16 protein-coding genes and 2 riboswitches are annotated in these 20,369 nt (G+C 74.9%); of the genes, 9 read left to right on the top strand and 7 right to left on the bottom strand.

Annotated features, from left to right (window positions below; translation table 11 throughout):
* Nucleotides 1-2: 2 nt before the first annotated feature.
* The 3 genes from cobJ to ACFY8W_RS18420 are packed head-to-tail and all read right to left on the bottom strand — an operon-like array spanning nucleotide 3 to nucleotide 3,354.
* Nucleotides 3-1,487 carry a precorrin-3B C(17)-methyltransferase gene (cobJ, locus tag ACFY8W_RS18430; RefSeq protein WP_391106073.1) on the bottom strand — a complete coding sequence of 495 codons (1,485 nt, stop codon included), beginning with the start codon at nucleotides 1,485-1,487 and terminating at the stop codon, nucleotides 3-5.
* Nucleotides 1,484-2,137: a precorrin-8X methylmutase gene (locus tag ACFY8W_RS18425; protein WP_391106071.1), complete on the bottom strand. Its 654-nt coding sequence runs from the start codon at nucleotides 2,135-2,137 to the stop codon at nucleotides 1,484-1,486. The genes cobJ and ACFY8W_RS18425 overlap by 4 nt, the downstream gene beginning before the upstream one ends.
* Entirely contained in the window at nucleotides 2,134-3,354 is a 1,221-nt protein-coding gene (locus ACFY8W_RS18420) for a cobalamin biosynthesis protein CobG (RefSeq protein ID WP_391106855.1), read from the bottom strand. The genes ACFY8W_RS18425 and ACFY8W_RS18420 overlap by 4 nt, the downstream gene beginning before the upstream one ends.
* A 300-nt stretch (nucleotides 3,355-3,654) precedes the next feature.
* A riboswitch (cobalamin riboswitch) is annotated at nucleotides 3,655-3,736 on the top strand.
* A gap of 59 nt (nucleotides 3,737-3,795) precedes the next feature.
* Between ACFY8W_RS18420 and cobN the strand changes: the two genes are divergently transcribed.
* Together cobN and ACFY8W_RS18410 are read left to right on the top strand one after the other, a co-directional pair.
* The gene (cobN, locus tag ACFY8W_RS18415) at nucleotides 3,796-7,437 is read left to right on the top strand and encodes a cobaltochelatase subunit CobN (RefSeq protein WP_391106069.1); all 3,642 of its coding nucleotides are present in this window, start codon (nucleotides 3,796-3,798) and stop codon (nucleotides 7,435-7,437) included.
* A gap of 92 nt (nucleotides 7,438-7,529) precedes the next feature.
* Nucleotides 7,530-7,994, top strand: coding sequence for a hypothetical protein (locus tag ACFY8W_RS18410; RefSeq protein WP_391106067.1), 465 nt, complete (start codon nucleotides 7,530-7,532; stop codon nucleotides 7,992-7,994).
* On the opposite strand, the gene ACFY8W_RS18405 is transcribed toward ACFY8W_RS18410, so the two are convergent.
* A complete protein-coding gene (locus ACFY8W_RS18405; RefSeq protein ID WP_391106066.1) occupies nucleotides 7,972-9,582 on the bottom strand; it encodes an ATP-binding cassette domain-containing protein in 1,611 nt (536 codons plus the stop codon). The genes ACFY8W_RS18410 and ACFY8W_RS18405 overlap by 23 nt on opposite strands.
* A gap of 223 nt (nucleotides 9,583-9,805) precedes the next feature.
* Here ACFY8W_RS18405 and ACFY8W_RS18400 point away from each other — a divergent pair, with 223 nt between their 5' ends.
* Together ACFY8W_RS18400 and ACFY8W_RS18395 are read left to right on the top strand one after the other, a co-directional pair.
* Entirely contained in the window at nucleotides 9,806-10,867 is a 1,062-nt protein-coding gene (locus ACFY8W_RS18400; protein WP_391106064.1) for a hypothetical protein, read from the top strand.
* Between the two features lie 2 nt (nucleotides 10,868-10,869).
* Nucleotides 10,870-11,226 carry a GntR family transcriptional regulator gene (locus ACFY8W_RS18395; RefSeq protein ID WP_391106062.1) on the top strand — a complete coding sequence of 119 codons (357 nt, stop codon included), beginning with the start codon at nucleotides 10,870-10,872 and terminating at the stop codon, nucleotides 11,224-11,226.
* A 166-nt stretch (nucleotides 11,227-11,392) separates the two neighbouring features.
* Here ACFY8W_RS18395 and ACFY8W_RS18390 read toward each other — a convergent pair whose 3' ends face one another.
* Nucleotides 11,393-11,995 carry a histidine phosphatase family protein gene (locus ACFY8W_RS18390; RefSeq protein ID WP_391106060.1) on the bottom strand — a complete coding sequence of 201 codons (603 nt, stop codon included), beginning with the start codon at nucleotides 11,993-11,995 and terminating at the stop codon, nucleotides 11,393-11,395.
* A gap of 108 nt (nucleotides 11,996-12,103) precedes the next feature.
* A riboswitch (cobalamin riboswitch) is annotated at nucleotides 12,104-12,191 on the top strand.
* Nucleotides 12,192-12,249: 58 nt separating this feature from the next.
* Here ACFY8W_RS18390 and ACFY8W_RS18385 point away from each other — a divergent pair.
* Together ACFY8W_RS18385 and ACFY8W_RS18380 are read left to right on the top strand one after the other, a co-directional pair.
* Nucleotides 12,250-12,477: a CbtB-domain containing protein gene (locus ACFY8W_RS18385; RefSeq protein ID WP_391106058.1), complete on the top strand. Its 228-nt coding sequence runs from the start codon at nucleotides 12,250-12,252 to the stop codon at nucleotides 12,475-12,477.
* A 14-nt stretch (nucleotides 12,478-12,491) separates the two neighbouring features.
* Complete coding sequence (locus ACFY8W_RS18380) at nucleotides 12,492-13,316, top strand: CbtA family protein (RefSeq protein ID WP_391106056.1); 825 nt, start codon at nucleotides 12,492-12,494, stop codon at nucleotides 13,314-13,316.
* 96 nt (nucleotides 13,317-13,412) lie between these two features.
* On the opposite strand, the gene ACFY8W_RS18375 is transcribed toward ACFY8W_RS18380, so the two are convergent.
* The gene (locus ACFY8W_RS18375) at nucleotides 13,413-14,372 is read right to left on the bottom strand and encodes an NAD(P)-dependent oxidoreductase (RefSeq protein WP_391106054.1); all 960 of its coding nucleotides are present in this window, start codon (nucleotides 14,370-14,372) and stop codon (nucleotides 13,413-13,415) included.
* A gap of 75 nt (nucleotides 14,373-14,447) precedes the next feature.
* On the opposite strand from ACFY8W_RS18375, the gene ACFY8W_RS18370 reads away from it, so the two are divergent.
* The 3 genes from ACFY8W_RS18370 to ACFY8W_RS18360 all read left to right on the top strand — a co-directional run bounded on the left by ACFY8W_RS18370 (nucleotide 14,448) and on the right by ACFY8W_RS18360 (nucleotide 18,766).
* Nucleotides 14,448-16,112 (top strand): carboxylesterase family protein, encoded by a 1,665-nt coding sequence (locus ACFY8W_RS18370; RefSeq protein ID WP_391106052.1) that lies wholly within the window; start codon nucleotides 14,448-14,450, stop codon nucleotides 16,110-16,112.
* Between the two features lie 111 nt (nucleotides 16,113-16,223).
* Entirely contained in the window at nucleotides 16,224-17,645 is a 1,422-nt protein-coding gene (locus ACFY8W_RS18365; RefSeq protein WP_391106050.1) for a hypothetical protein, read from the top strand.
* A 356-nt stretch (nucleotides 17,646-18,001) separates the two neighbouring features.
* Nucleotides 18,002-18,766: a YhjD/YihY/BrkB family envelope integrity protein gene (locus tag ACFY8W_RS18360; protein ID WP_391106852.1), complete on the top strand. Its 765-nt coding sequence runs from the start codon at nucleotides 18,002-18,004 to the stop codon at nucleotides 18,764-18,766.
* A gap of 161 nt (nucleotides 18,767-18,927) precedes the next feature.
* Here the strand turns inward: ACFY8W_RS18360 and ACFY8W_RS18355 are convergent, their stop codons facing one another.
* On the bottom strand, nucleotides 18,928-20,172 hold the full coding sequence (locus ACFY8W_RS18355; RefSeq protein ID WP_391106048.1) for a hypothetical protein: 1,245 nt from the start codon (nucleotides 20,170-20,172) through the stop codon (nucleotides 18,928-18,930).
* Between the last annotated feature and the right edge of the window lie 197 nt (nucleotides 20,173-20,369).

The following is a 20,369-nucleotide window of genomic DNA, read 5'->3' as shown; positions in this document are numbered from 1 at the left end:
GATCAGCCGTACCTGCGCGGCGTCCACGCGATCCTGCGGCCGTCCGCCCGCTCCGTGACCCGCGTCTGGGAGGACCCGACCAGCAGCAGGGTGCGCATGTCGACCTCGGTCGGCTCCAGGGTCTTCAGCGTCACGACGCGGACCGACTGCTCGGGTCCGCCGACGTCGCGGGCCACGACCACCGGGGTGTCCGGGGAGCGCACCTCCAGGAGGAGGTCACGGGCCGCGGCCACCTGGTGGGTACGGGACCTGGAGCCCGGGTTGTAGATCGCGAGGACCAGGTCGGCCTCGGCGGCGGCGCGCAGCCGCCGGGCGATGACCTCCCACGGCTTGAGGCGGTCGGACAGCGAGATCGTCGCGTAGTCGTGGCCGAGCGGCGCGCCCGCGGCGGCAGCGGCGGCGTTGGCGGCGGTCACGCCCGGCAGGACCCGTACGGGAACGTCGGCGTAGCGCTCCTCCGACGCCACCTCCAGGACCGCCGTCGCCATCGCGAAGACGCCCGGGTCGCCACCGGAGACGACGGCGACGCGCCGTCCGCGCCGGGCGAGCTCCAGGGCGAACTCGGCACGCTCCGACTCCACCTTGTTGTCCGAGCCGTGCCGCTGCTGCGAGGCCCGCAGGACCGGCACCCGGTCCAGGTAGGTGGTGTAGCCGACGAGGTCGTCGGCGTTGACGAGCGCCCCGCGCGACTCCGGCGTCAGCCAGGGCGCGCCCGCCGGCCCGGTGCCGACCACCACGACCTCGCCCCGCTCCCGTACCGGCGGCTGCGCGTCGATGCGGGAGGGCAGCACGGCCACCGAGAAGTACGGGACCGACTCCGGGTCCACCTCGGCCAGCCGGCCGGTGCGCTCGCCCGCCATGAACGCCCGCTCCACGTACCGCGCGTCGTCCAGCCGGCCGGCCCGCTCCAGGGCCCGCTTCACGGCCGGGAACGTACGGCCGAGCTTCATGACGACGGCCGAGTCGGTGCCCGCGAGGCGCGCGGTCAGCTCGTCCTCCGGCAGGGTGCCGGGCACGATCGTCAGCACCTCCTCGGCCTCGCACAGCGGCTCGCCGAGCCGGGCGGCGGCGGCGCTCACGGAGGTGACGCCGGGGATGACGGTGGTGTCGTAGCGGTGCGCGAGCCGCTTGTGCATGTGCTGGTAGGAGCCGTAGAACAGCGGGTCGCCCTCGGCGAGGACGGCGACCGTGCGGCCGGCGTCGAGGTGGGCGGCGAGCCGGGCCGCGGCCTCCTCGTAGAAGTCGTCGAGCGCACCCCGGTAGCCGCCCGGATGATCCGTGGTCTCCACGGTGAGCGGGTACATCAGCCGCTCCTCGACGTGGTCCTCGCGGATGTGCTCGGCGGCGATGGACCGGGCGATCGAACGGCCGTGGCGGGCCGAGTGGTAGGCGATCACGTCCGCCGCGGCGATCGCCTTCACGGCGGCCACGGTCATCAGGTTCGGGTCGCCGGGCCCGAGCCCGACCCCGTAGAGCTTGCCGGTCACTTCTGGATCTCCGCTTCGTGCGCGAGGGCGTTGAGCGCGGCCGCGGTCATGGCGCTGCCGCCGCGCCGGCCCCGTACGACCAGGTACTCCAGGCCGAGTCCGTTCGCCGCGAGGGCGTCCTTGGACTCGGCGGCGCCGATGAACCCGACCGGGATGCCGAGGACGGCCGCGGGACGGCCCGCACCCTTGGCGATCATCTCCAGGAGGTGGAAGAGCGCGGTCGGCGCGTTGCCGATGGCGACGACCGAGCCCTCCAGCCGGTCCCGCCACAGCTCCATCGCGGCGGCCGAGCGGGTGGTGCCCAGCTCGGCGGCCAGCGCGGGCACGGCCGGGTCGGACAGCGTGCACAGCACGTCGTTGCCGGCCGGCAGCCGCTTGCGGGTGACACCGCTCGCGACCATCTGCGCGTCGCACAGGATCGGCGCGCCCGAGCGCAGCGCGGCGCGGGCGGCGGAGACGACACCGGGGGAGTACGCGAGGTCCCGGACGAGGTCCGTCATGCCGCAGGCGTGGATCATCCGCACGGCGACGGTGGCGACGTCGTCGGGCAGGTCCGCGAGGTCCGCCTCGGCACGGATCGTGGCAAAGGACCGGCGGTAGATCTCCGCGCCGTCCTTCTCGTACTCGAACATCCTGTTGTTCTCGCTCATCTCGTCGTGCGGGCCGTGGCCACGGCTTCGGGCAGGGAGGTACGGGGAGTGGCGGCGCCGTCCACCAGGTAGTCGCCGTCGCCGGTGGCGAGGACGTCCACCCAGGTGCCGTGCGGATGCCCGCAGCGCCGCTCGCACCCGGAGAAGTGCACCGGCAGCCGCCCGGCGGGCGCGCGTGCCGCCTCCGCCCGCACGTCCGCGAGGGACTTGGCACACCCGGGCCGTCCGGTGCAGGCGGTGACACCGGCACCGGGGGCGTCGGCGCGGGTGACGAGGCCGTACGCCTCCAGCTCCGGGAGCCGGGCGGGGTCGGTCCGCACGACCACCCCGCGCCAGGGCGTGAACCGCACCTCGTCGGCGGGCAGCAGGGCGCGCAGCTGAGCGGCGGTCAGCCGGCCGAGCGGCGCGAGCACGTACGCGGCGTCCGCGCCGAGCGGGCCCGGCGCGAGCGGGGCGCCGTGCGGCGGTACGGGGTCCGTCGCGGGCTCCGCCGCGATCCCGGCCCGCGCGAGGGCGCCGGCCGGATCGGGGACGTGGCCCTCGGGCAGCTCCCGCACCCGCCACGCACCGTTCCCGGCGTCCGCGGCGGCCCGCAGGAACGCGTCGGCCGCGGCGAGCGCGGCGCGCGGCGCGTCGGCGCCGGCGACGCGGAAGGCCCGGCGGCCGACGCGCACCAGGGCGTGCCCGCCCGCTGCGACCAAGGTCACATCACCGCCGAGCCCGGCGACGTCGCCGCGCCCGTCGTCGAGCACGAAGAGGAAACGCCCCGACAGGGCCGCGGCCCAGGCCGCGCCGCACAGCAGCGCGTCCAGCTCCCGCACCCACAACTGCACGTCCGCGCAGCCGAGTCCGTCGAGCCCGGCGGCCGGCGAGGCGACGATGTTGCGCACCCGCTCGTGGGTGGCCGAAGGCAACAGCCCGCCCCGCTCCAGCAGAGCGGCGAGCTCGCCCCCGCACCCGTCCCGCAGCCCGCGCAGCTCGGCGTTCCCCCGCGAGGTGACGCTGACCCCGCCGTCCCCCAGGTCCTCGGCGACGTCCGCCAGCAGCTCGACCTGACGTACCGTCAACCTGCCTCCGGGCAAACGGAGTCGGGCGAGGAAGCCGTCATCGGCGGGGTGCAGACGCAGCGCCCCCGGGCATGCGTCACCACGGTCCCGTATGAGCGGTTCGTCCCGCTGGGACGAGGCGTGAGGGGTGGCCGACATGGCGGCGAGCATACCCACGGGCGGAACGCCCCCCACCTGCCGCGAACGACGGCACGTTCCGCGACGGGCACGGTCCGCGACGGCGGGAGGGGGCCGCCCGGAGGCCCCGGACCCCGCCGGACCCACAAGACCGGAAGCCGTGCCCTGGAACGCCCGGCCCGCTGCCCTGCCTGCTGCCCGGCCCGGGAGCCCGGCCCACCGGCCGGACCGGAACGCCCGGCGCTGTGTGACCCGGCCGACGTCCGGTCTCCGCCCGCCCCAGGACCCGCACGATCTAGGATGCAGACCGGCATGGGGTCCCAGGGCCCCGGGGAGGAAGCCCGGTGAGAATCCGGCGCGGTCCCGCCACTGTGAGCCGGTCCCGGGCATCCGGGGGCCGGTGAGTCAGGAACTCCCGCCGTCCATACGACCACCCGGGGCGCGGACAACCCCGAGGAAGGGCCTGAGCTCGCCATGCTCCTGCTGCTGTCGCACTCCGACACCGACCTGCTCAGCGCCCGCGCGGCGAACGCCGCCGCGGCCGGGGACGACCGGAACCCGGTGGAATGGCGCTTCGCCAACCCCGCCCGGCTGCCCCACGACGACCTGCCCGGCCTCCTCGACGGCGCCGAACTCGTCGTCGTCCGCCTCCTCGGCGGCGTGCGCTCCTGGCAGGAGGGCCTGGACACGGTCCTCGCCGCCGGGAAGCCCGTCGTCGTGCTCAGCGGCGAACAGGCGCCGGACGCCCAGCTGATGGGCGCCTCCACCGTCCCGGTGGGCGTCGCCACCGAGGCCCACGCCTACCTGGCGCACGGCGGCCCCGCCAACCTCGGGCAGCTCGCCCGCTTCCTGTCCGACACGGTCCTCCTGACGGGCCACGGCTTCGAGTCCCCGGCGCCCGCCCCGACCCGGGGTCCGCTCGACCGGACCCCGAAGAGCACCGAGGGCCCCACCATCGCGGTGCTCTACTACCGCGCCCACCACATGAGCGGCAACACCGCCTTCGTCGGCGCCCTCTGCGACGCGATCGAGGAGGCCGGCGGCCGGGCCAAGGCCCTGTACGTGGCTTCCCTCCGCGCTCCCGAGCCGGAGCTGATCGACACGCTCCGCACCGCCGACGCCGTCGTCACCACCGTGCTCGCCGCGGGCGGCACGACCCCGGCCGACGCACAGGCCGGCGGCGACGAGGAGGCCTGGGACGCGGGCGCGCTGGCCGCGCTCGACGTGCCGATCCTGCAGGCCCTGTGCCTGACCGGATCCAGGACGGCGTGGGAGGAGAACGACGAGGGCCTGTCGCCGCTGGACGCCGCCAGCCAGGTCGCGGTGCCCGAGTTCGACGGCCGGCTCATCACCGTCCCGTTCTCGTTCAAGGAGATCGACGAGGACGGCCTCCCGGCGTACGTGGCCGACGCCGAGCGCGCCGCCCGCGTCGCCGGCATCGCCGTCCGCCACGCCCGGCTCCGGCACATCCCGAACGCCGAGAAGAAGCTGGCGCTCGTCCTCTCCGCGTACCCGACGAAGCACGCCCGCATCGGCAACGCGGTCGGCCTCGACACCCCCGCCTCCGCCGTCGCGCTGCTCCGCCGGCTCCGCGCGGAGGGCTACGACTTCGGCCCGGTGGAGGACATCCCGGGCCTCGTCTCCGGCGACGGCGACGAGCTGATCTACGCCCTGATCGAGGCCGGCGGCCACGACCAGGACTGGCTCACCGAGGAGCAGCTGGCGCGCAACCCGGTCCGCATCCCGGCCGCCGACTACAAGCGCTGGTACGCCGAGCTGCCGCAGGAGCTGCGCGAGCAGGTCGAGGAGCACTGGGGCCCGGCGCCGGGCGAGATGTTCCTGGACCGCTCGCGGAACCCCGAGGGCGACATCGTGCTCGGCGCGCTGCGCCGCGGGAACCTGCTCGTCCTCATCCAGCCGCCCCGCGGCTTCGGCGAGAACCCGATCGCGATCTACCACGACCCGGACCTGCCGCCGTCGCACCACTACCTGGCGGCCTACCGCTGGATCGCCGCCCGCTCCGATGACGGCGGCTTCGGCGCCGACGCCATGGTGCACCTGGGCAAGCACGGCAACCTGGAGTGGCTGCCGGGCAAGAACGCGGGCCTGTCCGCCGCGTGCGGCCCGGACGCGGCCCTCGGCGACCTGCCGCTGGTCTACCCGTTCCTCGTGAACGACCCGGGCGAGGGCACCCAGGCCAAGCGCCGCGTGCACGCCACGCTCGTCGACCACCTCGTCCCGCCGATGGCCCGCGCCGACTCCTACGGCGACATCGCGCGCCTGGAGCAGCTGCTCGACGAGTATGCGCAGATCAGCAGCATGGACCCGGCCAAGCTGCCGGCGATCCGCGCCCAGATCTGGACCCTGATCCAGGCCGCGAAGCTCGACCACGACCTGGGCATGGCCGACCGCCCGGACGACGACGGCTTCGACGACTTCCTGCTGCACGTCGACGGCTGGCTGTGCGAGGTCAAGGACGCCCAGATCCGCGACGGTCTGCACGTCCTCGGCGGCGCCCCGACCGGCCCGGAGCGGGTCAACCTGGTCCTGTCCATCCTGCGCGCCCGCCAGATCTGGGGCGGCACGCAGGCGCTGCCCGGTCTGCGCGAGGCCCTGGGCCTCGACGAGTCGGCGGCGACCCGTACGACCGCCGACGAGGCGGAGGCGAAGGCGCGCGAGCTGGTCGAGGCGATGGAGGCGGCCGACTGGGACCCGGCCGCCGTCGCGACCGTCGCCGCCGGATACGGCCCGGAGGTCGCGGCCGTGCTCGACTTCGCCGCCGCCCAGGTCGTCCCGCGGCTCGCCGCGACGACCGACGAACTCGACCACGCCGTGCACGCGTTGAACGGCGGCTTCGTCCCGGCGGGGCCGTCCGGTTCGCCGCTGCGCGGTCTGGTGAACGTGCTGCCGACCGGCCGCAACTTCTACTCCGTCGACCCGAAGGCCGTGCCGTCCCGCCTCGCGTGGGAGACCGGCCAGGCGCTCGCCGACTCGCTGCTCACCCGCTACCGCGACGACAACGGCGAGTGGCCGACGTCCGTCGGTCTGTCCCTGTGGGGCACGAGCGCGATGCGGACCGCCGGCGACGACGTCGCCGAGGCCCTCGCGCTGCTCGGCGTCCGCCCGCTGTGGGACGACGCCTCGCGCCGCGTGAACGGCCTGGAGCCGATCCCGCTGGCCGAGCTCGGCCGCCCGCGCGTCGACGTGACGCTGCGCATCTCCGGCTTCTTCCGCGACGCGTTCCCGCACGTCATCGGTCTCCTCGATGACGCCGTACGGCTGGTCGCGGGCCTGGCGGACGAGTCCGCCGAGGACAACTACGTGCGCGCCCACGCCCAGGCCGACCTGGCCGAGCACGGTGACGAGCGCCGCGCCACGACCCGCATCTTCGGCTCGCGTCCGGGTACGTACGGTGCGGGTCTGCTCCAGCTGATCGACTCGCGCGACTGGCGCACGGACGCCGACCTGGCCGAGGTGTACACGGTGTGGGGCGGCTACGCGTACGGCCGCGGGCTCGAAGGCCGCCCGGCGCGCGCCGAGATGGAGTCGGCGTACAAGCGGATCGCGGTCGCGGCGAAGAACACGGACACCCGTGAGCACGACATCGCCGACTCGGACGACTACTTCCAGTACCACGGCGGCATGGTGGCGACCGTGCGCGCGCTGCGCGGCACGGCGCCGGAGGCGTACATCGGCGACTCCACCCGCCCCGAGACGGTCCGCACGCGCACGCTCGTCGAGGAGACCTCGCGGGTCTTCCGGGCCCGGGTGGTCAACCCGCGCTGGATCGAGGCGATGCGCCGCCACGGCTACAAGGGCGCGTTCGAGCTGGCGGCGACGGTCGACTACCTCTTCGGCTACGACGCGACGACGGGCGTGGTCGCCGACTGGATGTACGACAAGCTGACGCAGGAGTACGTCCTCGACCCGGAGAACCAGGCCTTCCTGAAGGAGGCCAACCCGTGGGCCCTGCACGGCATCGCCGAGCGGCTCCTGGAGGCGGAGTCCCGCGGCATGTGGGAGAAGCCGGACCCGGAGACCCTCGCGGCGCTGCGGCAGGTCTTCCTGGAGACCGAGGGAGACATCGAAGGCACCGCGGGCGGCGACGAGGACTGAGGTCCGGCCCGGGTTACGATCCCGCCCGCACGCATGTGCGAATCGATGGCGTGAGTGTCGTGACTGACGTGACCAGGGGTGGGGTGGTGGGCATGCGTGCCCGTGGAGCTGTGACGGTGTCGGTGGTGCTCGGCCTGAGCCTGGCCCTGGGGGCCTGCTCGGGCTCGGGCCCGGGTTCCGGCGACGGTCCGGGCAGGAAGCCGGGCGCCACCGGCTCCGCGACGCCCACCGGCTCGCCGAGCCCGTCGGCGACGCCCTCCGAGGAGCCGTCGGCGACGCGGTCCGCGGAGCCGTCCGGCACCCCGTCGGGGCTCCGGACCCCGCCCACCATCGGCCGCTCGCCCAAGCCGTTCCCGACGAGCGGGAGGACCGGCGTGACGAAGCGGACGGCGGCGGAGCCGCAGAACGTGTACGCCGGCCCCAACCCGCCGCCGGCGCCGGACCGCCCGTCGCCCACGGCGGAGGTTCCGCCGCCGTACACGCCGGGCCCCGACGTGACCGCCGTCGCGGTCCCCACCTTCGAACAGCCCGCGTTCACTCCGGACACGGTGCGCTGACGGACCACGGCGCGAGGTCGAGCCGCCTGCCCCGGAAGCCCGCCCTCAGCCGTCGGTCGTGGCTGACGACCACGAGGGTGCCCGGGTAGGCCGCGAGGGCCGCGTCGAGCTCCTCCACCAGGCCGGGCGAGAGGTGGTTGGTGGGCTCGTCGAGCAGCAGCAGGTCGACCGGCCGGCTCACCAGGCGGGCGAGTTCCAGCCTGCGGCGCTGTCCGGCCGACAGGGCGCGGACCGGGGTGGCCAGGTCGCGTTCCGCGAACAGGCCGAGCGCGAGCAGTTCCTCCTCGCGGCCCGCGCCGAAGGCCGCCGCCACCGTACGGGGGTCGGTGGCCGGCCCGCCGTCCTGCCGGAGCAGGCCGGTCCGGGCGGGCACCGGGACGCGCACCGTGCCGCCGTCCGCGGCGAGTTCGCCCGCGAGCAGCCGCAGCAAGGTGGTCTTCCCGGCGCCGTTGGGCCCGGTGACCAGGAGTCGTTCGCCCGGCGCGAGCCGCAGCGCGTCGAGCCGGAGCCGGCCCTCGACCCGTACGTCGGCGAGCTCGACCGCCGCCGCCCCGCCCTGGATCCGGGCGGAGAACCGCAGCGGGTCCGGAGGCCTCGGCACCGGGCGCTCGGCGAGCTCCCGGAGCCGGGTGCGGGCCGCCCGGATCCTGCTCATGGCGCCGTGCGCCCGGGAGCGGGCCCGGAAGGCGCCCGCGCCGCTGAACGCGGCGGGGGCCTTGCGCGGGATGTGCGAGAAGCGGTCGATGTTGCCGTCGGCGAGCGCCGTGTGGCGGGCGGTCTCGGCGCGCCATTCCGTGTACTCCCGCTCCCGGCGGGCCCGGTCGGCGGCGCGGCCGGCCAGGTAGCCGCCGTAGCCGTTGCCGTACCGCCGTACCGTCCGGGTCTCGTGGTCCACCTCCAGGACCGCGGTGGTGACCCGGTCGAGGAACGCGCGGTCGTGGGTGACGACGACGACCGTGCCGCGGTGGCCGCGCAGCCGCTCCTCCAGCCAGGCCACGGCCTCGTCGTCGAGGTCGTTGGTCGGCTCGTCGAGCAGCAGCAGCTCGGGTTCGGAGGCGAGGACCGCCGCGAGCGCGAGCCGCCTGCGCCGGCCGCCGGAGAGGGTGCCGAGGGCACGGTCGCGGTCGAGCGGCGCGCGCTCGCCGAGCCGCCTCAGCACGGTCTCCACCCGCCGGTCGGCGTCGGCGCCGCCGCGCGCCTCGTAGGCGGCGAGCAGCGCGGCGTACGCGTCGAGGCCGGCGGTGGAGCCGAGCGCGGCCTCCGCCTCCCGGATGCGCCGCTCCAGCTCCCGTACGTCGGCGAGGGCGTGGTCGACGGCGTCGCCGACGGTGGCGGTGCCGGGCAGGTCGAGGGTCTGGGCGAGGTGCCCGAGGCCGCCGGGGGCCTCGACGGTGACCGTGCCGTTGTCGGGTTCCTGCTGGCCGGCGAGCAGTCGCAGGAGGGTGGACTTTCCGGAGCCGTTGTCGCCCACGACGCCGAGGCGTTCGCCGGCGCGGACGGTGAGGCAGACCCGGTCGAGGACGAGCCGGGCGGGGCCGGCGTGGCCGTCGTAGTGCTTCGTGACGTCGGTGAGATGGACACGGAACAAGGGCGACCTCCGTGGTCGGGGAGCGGGGGAGACGAGGGGTGGGAGGGGCGGGCGGGACGAACGAGCCGAGACGTCTCGTCTCGCGTGTCACCGTACGCCATCGTCGGGGCCCTTGCAAGACGTTTCGTCTCGCGAGGGTTTCCGGCCGGCCGGGCTTCAGAAGCTGGTGCACCTCGAAGTTGTTCTAGTAATGTGCTAACAACTAGAACCGAAGGAGGTCACGGTGAACCGTCTCCGAGCGCTCGCCGCAGCGCCGTTCGTCCTCGCGCTCGCCGCCCATCTGCTGCTTCTCGTCCTCTGGTACGACCGGCTCCCGGACCCGCTGGCCACGCACTTCTCCGCCGGCGCGGGCGGGAAGGCCGACGGCTTCACCTCGCTCGCGGGCTACGCCGCCGTCAGCTCCGGGCTGCTCGTGGCCCTCGGGGCGGCCTGGACCCTGCTCGTCCGGCGCGGCGCGCTCTGGGGCACCTGGGCCACCGCCGGGTTCGCCGGCGGTCTGCTCGACCTGCTCCTGCGCGACAACCTCGACGCCGCCGACCCGGCCGAGGTCACCGCGCCGCTCGCCACCCTCACCGTCGCCGCGGGCATCGCGGCAATGGCCGCCCTCGCCGGCCGCGCGCTCACCCGCCTCGTACCGGTGGATCCGGCGGCCCAGGACGGTCCTGACGGCCCGTCGCGGGTACGCCGCCTCGAACTCGGCGCGCACGAGGTCGCCGGCTGGTCGCGCGACACCGGCTCGCGCGGCGCGGCCGCGCTCTCCTCGGCGTTCCTCCTGGCGGGAGCGGCCGCGCCGGTCCCGGCGGTGCTGTTCACGCCCTGGCCGTACGCCCTGATCGCCCTCGTCGGCCTGGCGGTCGGCCTGCCGGGCCTCGCGCTCTCCCGGGTCCGGGTCGCCGTCGACCGCCGCGGCCTGACCGTCACGCCCGCCCTGTTCCCCCGCCCGCGCATCCGGATCCCGCTCGACGAGATCACCTCCGCGACCGTCCAGGACGTGGACGCCCTCGCCGAATTCGGCGGCTGGGGCTATCGCACCCGGCCCCACCGCTCGGCCCTCCTCCTCCGTTCCGGCGAGGCCCTGTCCGTACGACGTGCCAACGGCTTCGAGTTCCTCGTCACCGTCCCCGACGCGGAAACGGCGGCGGCGCTCCTCGACGCGCTGGCGGCGCGGGCACGGGAGGGCGCGGGGCCCGGTGGGCGCGGTGCGCCGGAGGTGCCCGGCACGCCCGGCACGCCCGGCGCGTCTGACGTGCCCGGCGCCTCCGGCGCTGACGGTGTGAGGATCTGACCGTGCTCTTCCGGGTCGACCCCGCCTCCTCCGTCCCGCTCGGCGACCAGATCGCCGCCTGCGTGCGCGGCGCCCTCGCCGACGGCAGTGCGGCTCCCGGCGAGCGGCTGCCCGCCGCGCGCGAGCTCGCGGACTCGCTCGGCGTCAACGTCCATACCGTGCTGCGCGGTTACCAGCAGTTGCGCGAGGAGGGGCTGATCGAGCTGCGGCGCGGGCGGGGCGCCGTGATCGTGCCCGGCGCGCAGGCGCCCGACCGCGCCCAGCTGGTCGAGCGGCTGCACGCCCTGGTCGCCGAGGCGCGCCGACTGGGCCTGACGGACGAGGAGTTCCTGGAGCTGGCCCGCGCCGGCCTGGGCTGACACCGCCGGACGCCGGGCACTAAGCGCCCGGCACTGGACGCCGGGCACTGAGCGCCGGGCGCCGGGCGCCGGGACGTCGCGCGCTGGGCGCCGAACACCGAACACCGAACGCCGAAGTCACCGAACGCCGAAGTCACCGAACGCCAAGCGCCAGGCGTCGGGCGCGTCACGGCAGCGGCGCGCCGAGCCGCAGGTTCCAGCGGCCGGTCCGCCCGGACAGTTCGACGCACTGCAGCGGGCGTACGTCCAGCCGCCAGAACGTCTCCTCGGGCGAGCCCAGCGCGTGGGCGACGGCCGCGCGGATCACGTCCGGTTCGGCCACCGCCCACACCGTCACCGAACCCGGGGCGCCCGCGGCCTGCGTGGCCGCCGGCGTGCCCAGCCCCTCCATCCACGCCGCGACCCGGCTCCGCAGCTCCCGCAGCGACTCGCCGCCGTGCGGGACAGCGGCCGGGTCGCCGAGCCAGGCGGCCACCGACTCCGGCTCCTCCGTCGCGAGTTCGTCGAGCCGCCGTCCGCGCCAGCGCCCCATCGCGCAGCCCGCGAGCGCCGGTTCCACCTCGTACGCGGACAGGCCCAGCGCCTCCGCCGTCGCCCGGCACCGTCCGGACGGCGAGCTCACCACCCGTACCCGCGAGGCGAGACACAGCGGACTCAGGCCCGTCGGCGGCAGCTCCACCGGCCCGGCGTCGTCGAACCTGGCCTCGCGCAGGGCCGCGTTCATGGCGGGGGCGACGAGCGAGAGCCGTACGGTCGTGGGCGGGGCCATGGGTGATACATCCCTCAATTCATCGGGCGCTGCTTCATGCGCCCTTGGCGCGAAGTGTCCGGCGCGGTACGGTCAGTCGACATTTCCACAGAACGACGACGGCGAGACGGAAGTCCGGTGCGAGTCCGGCACGGTCGCGCCACTGTGAGCCTGCCCTGACGACGCCTCTGGCGCCGCCGGGACGGGCGAGTCAGACCCGACGACCGTCGTCGCGCACCACCGTATGGGACGCGCGTTCCCGAGGAGGTTCCACCATGGCCGAGGCCATTGCGTCGCCCGCCGTCACGTCCACCCCGTCCGTCGCCCCGGTCTCGCTGCCGGTCCGCGCGGTGCTCCCGTGGGCGGCGTTCATCGGCATCCTGGCGCTCGTCGCGCTCTACTTCGTCGGTGCCGAGCAGGGTGCCACCTCCCTGTTCGCAGGCAGCGACGTCCACGAGTGGGTGCACGACGGTCGTCACCTGCTCGGCTTCCCCTGCCACTGAGGGGTAGCCGCTCCATGACTGCCCCAACCGCTCCTACGGGTTCGCTCGTAGGAAAGCTCCTGGTCCGCGGCATGCTCGCGGGCCTGATCGCCGGACTGTTCGCCTTCGCCGTCGCCTACGTCGCGGGTGAGCCGTCCGTCAACGCCTCGATCGCCGTCGAGGAGGCCGCCGCCAAGGCCGAGCACGCCACGGCGCACGACCACGGCGCAGGCCACGCCGCCGAGGAGTCCGCCGAGGAGGAGGTCGTCAGCCGGGACGTGCAGTCCACGGCGGGTCTCGCCACCGGTGTCCTCGTCTACGGCGTCGCGCTCGGCGGCATCGCGTCCCTGGCGTTCTGCTTCGTCCTGGGACGGGTGGGCCGGTTCACCCCGAAGGCCACCGCGGCGCTCGTCGCGGCGGCGGCCTTCACCACGGTCTACCTGGTGCCGTTCCTGAAGTACCCGGCGACCCCGCCGGCCGTCGGCAACCCGGACACCATCGGGAAGCGCACCACGCTCTTCTTCCTGATGATCCTGCTGAGCGTGCTGCTCGGCATCGCCGCGGTCATCGCGGGCCGCAGGCTCGCCCCGCGCCTCGGCAACTGGAACGCGACCGTCGTCGCGGGCGCCGGCTTCGTCGCCGCGGTCGCGATCGCCTGCGCCTTCCTGCCCGCCAACGAGGACGCCGTGAAGCCCGACTTCCCCGCCGCCGTGCTGTGGGACTTCAGGCTCGCGACGCTGGGCATCCAGGCGGTCCTGTGGGCGGTCTTCGGACTCGCCTTCGGGCTGCTCGCGCAGCGACTGCTCGCACCGGGGCCCGCCTCGGCGCAGGCCGCCCGGGCAGCCGCTCCGGCCGCCTGATCCCGTACGGACGCCCGTATCCCGTACGGACGCCCGTGACGACGCGATCGGCCCCGTACCCCCGCAGCAGGGGGCACGGGGCCGATCGCGTCGCCGTCACCCCAGCTCGCGCACGGGCGCACCCGCCAGCCACGCCTCGATGTCCTCGACGGCCTGGCCGAAGTAGCGGGCGTAGTTGGCCACGGTGACGTAACCGAGGTGCGGCAGCGCGAGCACGTTCGGCAGGGTGCGCAGCGGGTCGTCGGCGGGCAGCGGCTCGGTCTCGTGGACGTCGAGGCCCGCCCCCGCGATCCGCCCCCCGCGCAGCGCCCGCAGCAGCGCCGTACCGTCCACGAGTCCCGCACGCGAGGTGTTGACCAGGTACGCGCCCGGGCGCATCGCCGCGAGTTCCGCCTCGCCGATCAGCCCGCGGGTGCGGTCGGAGAGCACCAGGTGCAGCGACACGACGTCGGCGGCGCCGAGCAGCTCGTGCAGGCTTCCGGCGCGCCGCACGCCGTGCTCGGCGGCCCGCTCGTCGGTGAGGTTCGGGCTCCAGGCGACCACGTCCATGCCGAAGGCGAGGCCGATCCGCGCCACCCGGCCCCCGATCTTGCCGAGGCCGACGAGGCCCAGGACACGGCCCGCGAGGTCCAGGCCCACGGTGGACTGCCACGGCCCGCCCTCGCGCATCGCCCGGCTCTCCGTGTGCACCTGCCGGGCCAGACCCAGGATCAGCGCCCAGGTCAGCTCGGTGGGCGGCTCCGAGCCGCTGGCCGTACCGCAGACGACGACACCGCGGGCGCGGGCGGCGGCGACGTCGATCGACGCGTTGCGCATCCCCGAGGTGACGATCAGCCGCAGCCGGGGGAGCCGGGCGAGGAGAGCGGCGTCGAGCGGGGTCCGCTCGCGCATCACGACGAGGACCTCGCAGTCCTCGACGGCGGCGACGAGGGCGTCCCGGTCGGTGAGGTGCTCGCGCAGCACGCGGACGTCGACGCGGTCGTCGAGCGGGCTCCAGTCGGCGGAGGAGAGGGCGACGCCCTGGTAGTCGTCGAGGATGGCGCAGCGCAGCTTCATGCAGCGCATGATCGCGCACCCGCGCACGCCAGTGCGTGCCGGTCGTGCGAGGTGTGGCGGGAGACACTGACGCGCATGAGCGACGAACGATCATGCGAGGGCGGGGCGGTCTTCCGGACCGCGGGCGGCGAGGTGCGGGGCAGGGCGGCCGTCGACGGTGTCACCGCCGTGCTCGGCATCCCTTACGCGGCACCGCCGTTCGGCGACCGCCGGTTCCGGGAGCCGGAGCCGGCCGAGGCCTGGGACGGCGTCCGGGACGGTACGGCGTTCGGACCAGTCGCGCCCCAGTCGGCGCAGCTGCCGGGGGCGCCGGTGTGGCGGCCCGGCGACGAGGACGTGCTCACGGTCAACATATGGACGCCTCGGGCTGCGGGGACGGGCACGGCTTCGGCTGCGGGCGCGGCTTCGGCTGCGGTCGATGGTGCGGGCGGCGGCGCGTTGCCCGTCCTCTTCTGGATACACGGCGGCGCCAACACCTTCGGCTCCTCCGCGCAGCCCGACTTCGACGGAACGGCGCTGGCGCGCGCCGGACTCGTGGTGGTCAGCTGCAACTACAGGGTGGGCTTCGAGGGCTTCGGCCACGTGCCGGGCCGCCCCGACAACCGCGGACTCCTGGACCAGGAGGCGGCGTTGCGCTGGGTGCGGGAGAACGTGGCGGCCTTCGGCGGCGATCCGGGGAACGTCACCGTGGCCGGGCATTCGTCGGGCGCAGCCTCGGCGGTCTGTCTGATGGCGAGGACGGGGACGAGGACGAGGACGGGGGTGGAGCTGGAGCTGGAGCTGGAGCTGGAGACGGCTGTGGGGGCGGCTGCGGGGACGGCTGTGGAGGCGGCTGCTCCGGGCCTGTTCCGGCGGGTCATCGCCCACAGCGTGCCCGGCGTCTTCTACACGGTCGGGCTCGCCGCGGCGATCACCGCGCGCATCGCGGCCGAGGCCGGGGTCGCACCGACGGCGGAAGGGCTGTCGTCCGTGCCGCCCGAGGAACTGGTGGCCGCCTCCGACAAGACGGCCGCGCGCTGCGCGACGGACCCCCTGACGCCGATCCACGCCTACGCTCCCGTGGTCTTCCAGCCGGTGGTCGACGGCGAGGTACTGCCCGCCTCCGTCGCGGCGGCCCGTACGGCGGCGGACGTGGACCTGCTGGTGTGCCACGCCCTGGAGGAACAGCGGTTCCTCCACACGGTGGGAGCCGTACGAGGGCTCACGACGGAGTCGGAACTGGCCGGGTTCGCCGCCGACCTGGGGCTTCCGAAGCAACTGGCCGAGGAGTATCGCGTGCTGATGGCGGGCGCGCCGGTACTCGACCGCTACCTCGCGCTCTTCGGCGACGCGCAGTTCACCGAGTACACCACCCGCCTCGCCGAGCAGCACGCGAGGACCGGCGGCCGCGCGTACCTGGCGCGCTTCGCCCGCCGGCGCGACGAAGCCAGGCCCTGGCACAACGCGGACGTCCCCTTCGCCTTCGGCAACCTCGACGTCGACGGCGCGGGCTTCCTGATCGGCGGGGCCCCCGACGCCGACGACCACGCCCTGTCCGACCGCATGCTCCGCGCCTGGGTCGACTTCGCGGCCACCGGCGACCCGGGCTGGCCGCCGGTCACCGCCGACAGGACGCCGGTCCGGTCCTGGGCCGTCCCCACCGACCGCCTGACCGACGACGACCCCTCGCCGTCCCGCGCCCTGTGGCGGGACGTGGAGTTCACCCCGCACCGTCCGGACGGACCGCGACAGGGTCGGTGACCGGGCTGTACGGGCGACCCGGCGGCCGCCCGTACAGCCCATCCGGACGTGCGCTCGTGCCGCCCGACGGCAGGAATGGAAGGCAGGCACCCCCAGACCCCAGGAGCGCTCATGAGCAGCCAGCAGGAACCACCCGCGCCGGAGGGGGACCGGCCGACGGCCGCGGGCGGTTCGGCGGGCCGGAAGCCGCCGGACGGGAGTCCGGGAGGCGGTAGGCAGCCGGACTCCGGAGGCGGTGGGCCGGCAGGTGGGAAGGCGGCGGACGGCAAGCCCGCGGGCTCGACGGCGGGCAGGTGGGCCCGGATCGTCTCCTCGGCCGTGCTGCTGGTCCTCACCTGCGTCCTGGTGCCGGTCGCGCTGCTCACCGTATGGGTGCACGACATCGCCCTGGACACCGACCGGTACGTGGAGACGGTCGCCCCGCTGGCCAGCGATCCGGACATCGAGGCGGCGGCCGTCAACCGCATCACCCAGGCGGCCGACGTACGCGTCGACGGCCCTCAGGTCATGGCGGACGTCGCCGCCTGGCTGAAGAGCCAGGGGCTGCCGCCGCGTGCCGCGGACGCGGTGACCAAACTCGGTCCCCAGCTCGACTCGGCCGTCGACGGCGCCGTCGAGAAGATCGCCACGCGCTTCGTGGAGAGCGACCGCTTCGAAACGGTGTGGACGACCGCCAACCGGGCGGCCCACGGCGCGGTCGTGCACGCGCTGACCGGTGAAGGGCGCGGCGCGGTCGGCGTCGACGACGGCACGGTGACCCTCGACCTCGGCGAGGCCGTGGACCGCGTCAAGGAAGAACTGGTGGACGCGGGCGTGGCGCCGGCCGACAAGATCCCGGACGTCGACAAGCAGATGGTGCTCTTCCAGTCCGACAAGCTCGACAAGATCCGCGACCTGGCGCACGCGCTCGACGTGGTGGGCAACTGGTTCCCCGTCATCGTCGTCGTGATCGGCGCCGTCGGCGTCCTGCTGGCGCACAAACGGCGGCGGGCGCTGGCGCGCACGGCACTGGGAGCCGCGTTCGCCTGCCTGGTCGTCGTCATCGGCCTGGTCATCGCGCGCCGCTACTACCTCGACCACCTGCCGTCTCAGGTCCAGTCGGAGGCCGCCGCGGCGTCCGTGTTCGACACCCTGCTGCACTTCCTGCGGGTCGCCCTGCGCACGGCCATCGTCCTCGGCATCGTCATCGCCCTCGGCGCCTATCTGATCGGCCCCGGCCGACTGCCCGTCGCGGTCCGGGGAGCCGCCGAGCGCTCCGCGGACTCCGCCGCCACCTGGGGATACGTCCACCACGTACGGACCGGCCGGGCCGGCGTCTGGACGGAGGCGAACCGGCGGTGGATCACTCTCGGGGCGCTGCTGCTCGTGGCGCTGCTCTTCGCGCTCTGGAACCACCCCACGGTCCTCACCATCCTGCTCCTGGTGCTGATCCTGCTGGCCGTCCTCGCGGTGGTCGCCCTCCTGGCGGCGAGCGGCCGCGCCACGACCGACGCCGAGCGCCTCGCGCCACCGCGTCCGGAGGCCGACGTCTGAGGGAGCGAGGCAGGTGAGCGGTGCGGACACCGCTCGGGCCGTGTCACGAGGGAGGCCTGGTCGCGTCAGAGGGAGGCCCGTTGAGTGAGGCGGACTCAGGCGGACGAGGACGCGGGCGACGCGGGCGAGGGCGCGGGCGAGGGAGTGGGCAGCCGGAGCCGCATGCGGAGCCTGAGACGAAGCCGCACCCGGCTACGCAGCCGCACCCGGCTACGCAGCCGGAGCCGGAGCCGCAGCCGGAGCCCGAGACGACGCCGAAGGGGACGAAGACCGGTCGGACCGGAGCGGCGCTGGCCGCGTTCCAGCGGACGCCGGTCGTCGGACGCGTCGTCGCCCGTCTGGCGCGCGTGAACACGATGGAGGCCGCCGCGCGCCTGGCCGCCCAGATGTTCCTGGCGGCGCTGCCGTTGCTGATCGTCGTGGCCGCGTTCGCGCCGCAGAGCGTGAAGGACCTTCTGGTCGACGCCGTCCGCACGCTCCTGGGCGACAAGGTGCCGACCGACGACATCGAGCGGGTGCTGACCGCGAACGGCGAGCTGAAGGGCAGCATCGGCGTGGCCGGCGTGATCGTCGTGCTGATCTCGGCGACCGCGCTCAGCCGGGCGCTCCAGCAGGTCTGCGAGCGCTGCTGGGACCTGCCCAAGGGGAGCGCCCGCCTCACGGCCTGGAGGTGGCTGGTGTGGCTCCTGGGCTGGCTGGCGGCCCTCCTCTTCCAGACGGCGATCCGCCAGGGCTTCGGCGGTGGAACCGTCGTCGGCGTGCTGGCCTCGGTGGTGACGTCCGTCGCGCTGTGGTGGTGGACCCAGCACCTGCTTCTGGGCGCGCGGATCGGCTGGGCGCCCCTGCTGCCGGGGGCACTGCTCGCCGGCGCCGCGATGACGGCGTTCGGCTACGCCTCACCGCTCGTGATGCCGGAGGCACTGGAGCAGAGCCAGGAGCATTACGGCCCGCTCGGCTACGTCTTCACGTTCCTTACCTGGCTCATCGCGGGCTGCTGCGTGGTCGTCGTCTGCGTGGCGGTGGGGCAGGTCGTCGCGTCCTCGGGCCCGTTCCCCCGATGGCTGGGGACCCCGACGCCCGACCAGGCCGCCGACGCCACGACGACGGAAGCGGACCGCTGACCCCTGAACCCTGGGCCCTTGAACCCCTGGGGCCCTTGAACTCCTGAGCCCCTGAACCCCTGGGCCCGTGGATCCCCGAGCCCTGAAGACGGTCCACCTGCTCTGCGCGCTCGGCTTCGGCGAACCCGGCCTTCATCGCATCCGGGCGGCTCGCGCACCCCTCAACGAGGCGTCGGCCGTACGGGTCCGACCGTGTGGTTCACGACGGAGGTCCCGTCGCCGTCCGTGGTGATGAAGGCCAGCTCGCCGCCTTCGTACGGCGCGCCGATCATGACGGCCTCGCGAGCCCCGGTGCCGGCGAACGGGACGCCGTCGATGCCGTCGTGCACGACACCGGTCTCCTCCTCGAGCTCCTCGGCCGCCTCGGCCCCCTCGCACTCACCCGCCTCGGGGAGCTCCGGTACACAGATGCAGGAGAACAGCGGCGTGCTCCGGCCGGTGTCGTCGGCGGCGTAGACCCAGCTCCGGCCCCTGACGTCGACGCGCAGCAGCACCCGCAGGGCGGGCGCCGCCCCACGGCGCAGCGCCGTGGCACGTCGACGTGCCAGAAGCCCGGTCGTCACCAGGGAGAGGCCGGGCAGTCCGACGGCCAGGGCCAGCAACTGCGGGCCGACCGCGTCGTACGGCTCGGCGGCCAGGCGCCGCCACGATCCGTCCCCCTCCAGCACGACCACGGTGGTCCCGGTGCGGTAGTCCTCCGGGATGAGGGAGTCGACGGTGATGCGACGTCCGTCCTGGGCGCGGACTTCCAGCGTCAGGTCCGTACGGCCGGCCACCACGGCCTCCGTGCGGGTCGCCCGAGCGGCCTGCCGCTCGTCCTCGGCCACGCCGCGCGAGCCGACGACGAGCGCGCCGACGGCCACGGCACACAGCGCCGACCCGGCGGCGATCGGGATCAGTCCCCGCGGCGGGCCGGCCGACTTCAACCGCCGCTGCTCCGCGGTGGCGGCCCGGTCGACCAGCTGCCGCTGCCGGCGCCGGGCGGCCGTCCGGTCCCACGCCGCCGCCCAGCCGAGGCCGAGGGCCGCGATGACCGCGAGGTTCGCCGAGCGGGACGCCCATCCGGTGGCGGGAAGCTCCTCCCACGCCACGACGACCGCCAGGACCGGTGCGGCGACGAGAGTGAGCTCCGGCAGCCGGGCGAACCAGTACAACAGGCCGACGGCCAGGCCGACCTGCACCATGCCGGTCCAGTCGGGACCGCACGGCGCCGCCTCGCTGCACACCGGTACCGGCTCCAGGGCGATCGCGGCGACCACGGTCGCCAGCAGCGCCAGGACCGACCACAGGGGCCTCGCCCACGAGCCGGGGCGGGCACTCGCCCAGGCCGCCGCGTCGGCGGACAGCCAGGCGGGGCCGCCCTCGGAAGCGGGGCCTGCCGATATCGGTGCGGAAGTCCGGGACACCCGAGGATTATGCGGCAGCCCCTGTCGAGCCGGCCCCTCGCTTCGGTCGCCGTCCGCGCGGCATCGAGCACTCGGGAAGCGCACCCGGAAGAGCAGTCGCGAAACCCGCCCGACCCGGGTGTGACCCAGCGCACAGCGCCGGAACCGATGACTTCGCCCCCTGCCGCCGGTCATACCAGCGACACCACAGATGGCAC

The organism is Streptomyces sp. NPDC012637 (assembly GCF_042954805.1).
GTDB lineage: Bacteria > Actinomycetota > Actinomycetes > Streptomycetales > Streptomycetaceae > Streptomyces.
This window is presented reverse-complemented; position numbering and strand designations above follow the sequence as displayed.

Excerpts from the sequence above, each read along its gene's own strand:
- ACFY8W_RS18360 (WP_391106852.1), top strand. The coding sequence starts at position 18,002 with ATGGAGGCCGCCGCGCGCCTGGCCGCCCAGATGTTCCTGGCGGCGCTG.
- ACFY8W_RS18365 (WP_391106050.1), top strand. The coding sequence starts at position 16,224 with ATGAGCAGCCAGCAGGAACCACCCGCGCCGGAGGGGGACCGGCCGACG.
- ACFY8W_RS18410 (WP_391106067.1), top strand. The coding sequence starts at position 7,530 with ATGCGTGCCCGTGGAGCTGTGACGGTGTCGGTGGTGCTCGGCCTGAGC.
- ACFY8W_RS18385 (WP_391106058.1), top strand. The coding sequence starts at position 12,250 with ATGGCCGAGGCCATTGCGTCGCCCGCCGTCACGTCCACCCCGTCCGTC.
- cobN (WP_391106069.1), top strand. The coding sequence starts at position 3,796 with ATGCTCCTGCTGCTGTCGCACTCCGACACCGACCTGCTCAGCGCCCGC.
- ACFY8W_RS18370 (WP_391106052.1), top strand. The coding sequence starts at position 14,448 with ATGAGCGACGAACGATCATGCGAGGGCGGGGCGGTCTTCCGGACCGCG.
- ACFY8W_RS18420 (WP_391106855.1), bottom strand. The coding sequence starts at position 3,354 with ATGCTCGCCGCCATGTCGGCCACCCCTCACGCCTCGTCCCAGCGGGAC.
- ACFY8W_RS18375 (WP_391106054.1), bottom strand. The coding sequence starts at position 14,372 with ATGAAGCTGCGCTGCGCCATCCTCGACGACTACCAGGGCGTCGCCCTC.
- ACFY8W_RS18390 (WP_391106060.1), bottom strand. The coding sequence starts at position 11,995 with ATGGCCCCGCCCACGACCGTACGGCTCTCGCTCGTCGCCCCCGCCATG.
- ACFY8W_RS18380 (WP_391106056.1), top strand. The coding sequence starts at position 12,492 with ATGACTGCCCCAACCGCTCCTACGGGTTCGCTCGTAGGAAAGCTCCTG.
- ACFY8W_RS18425 (WP_391106071.1), bottom strand. The coding sequence starts at position 2,137 with ATGAGCGAGAACAACAGGATGTTCGAGTACGAGAAGGACGGCGCGGAG.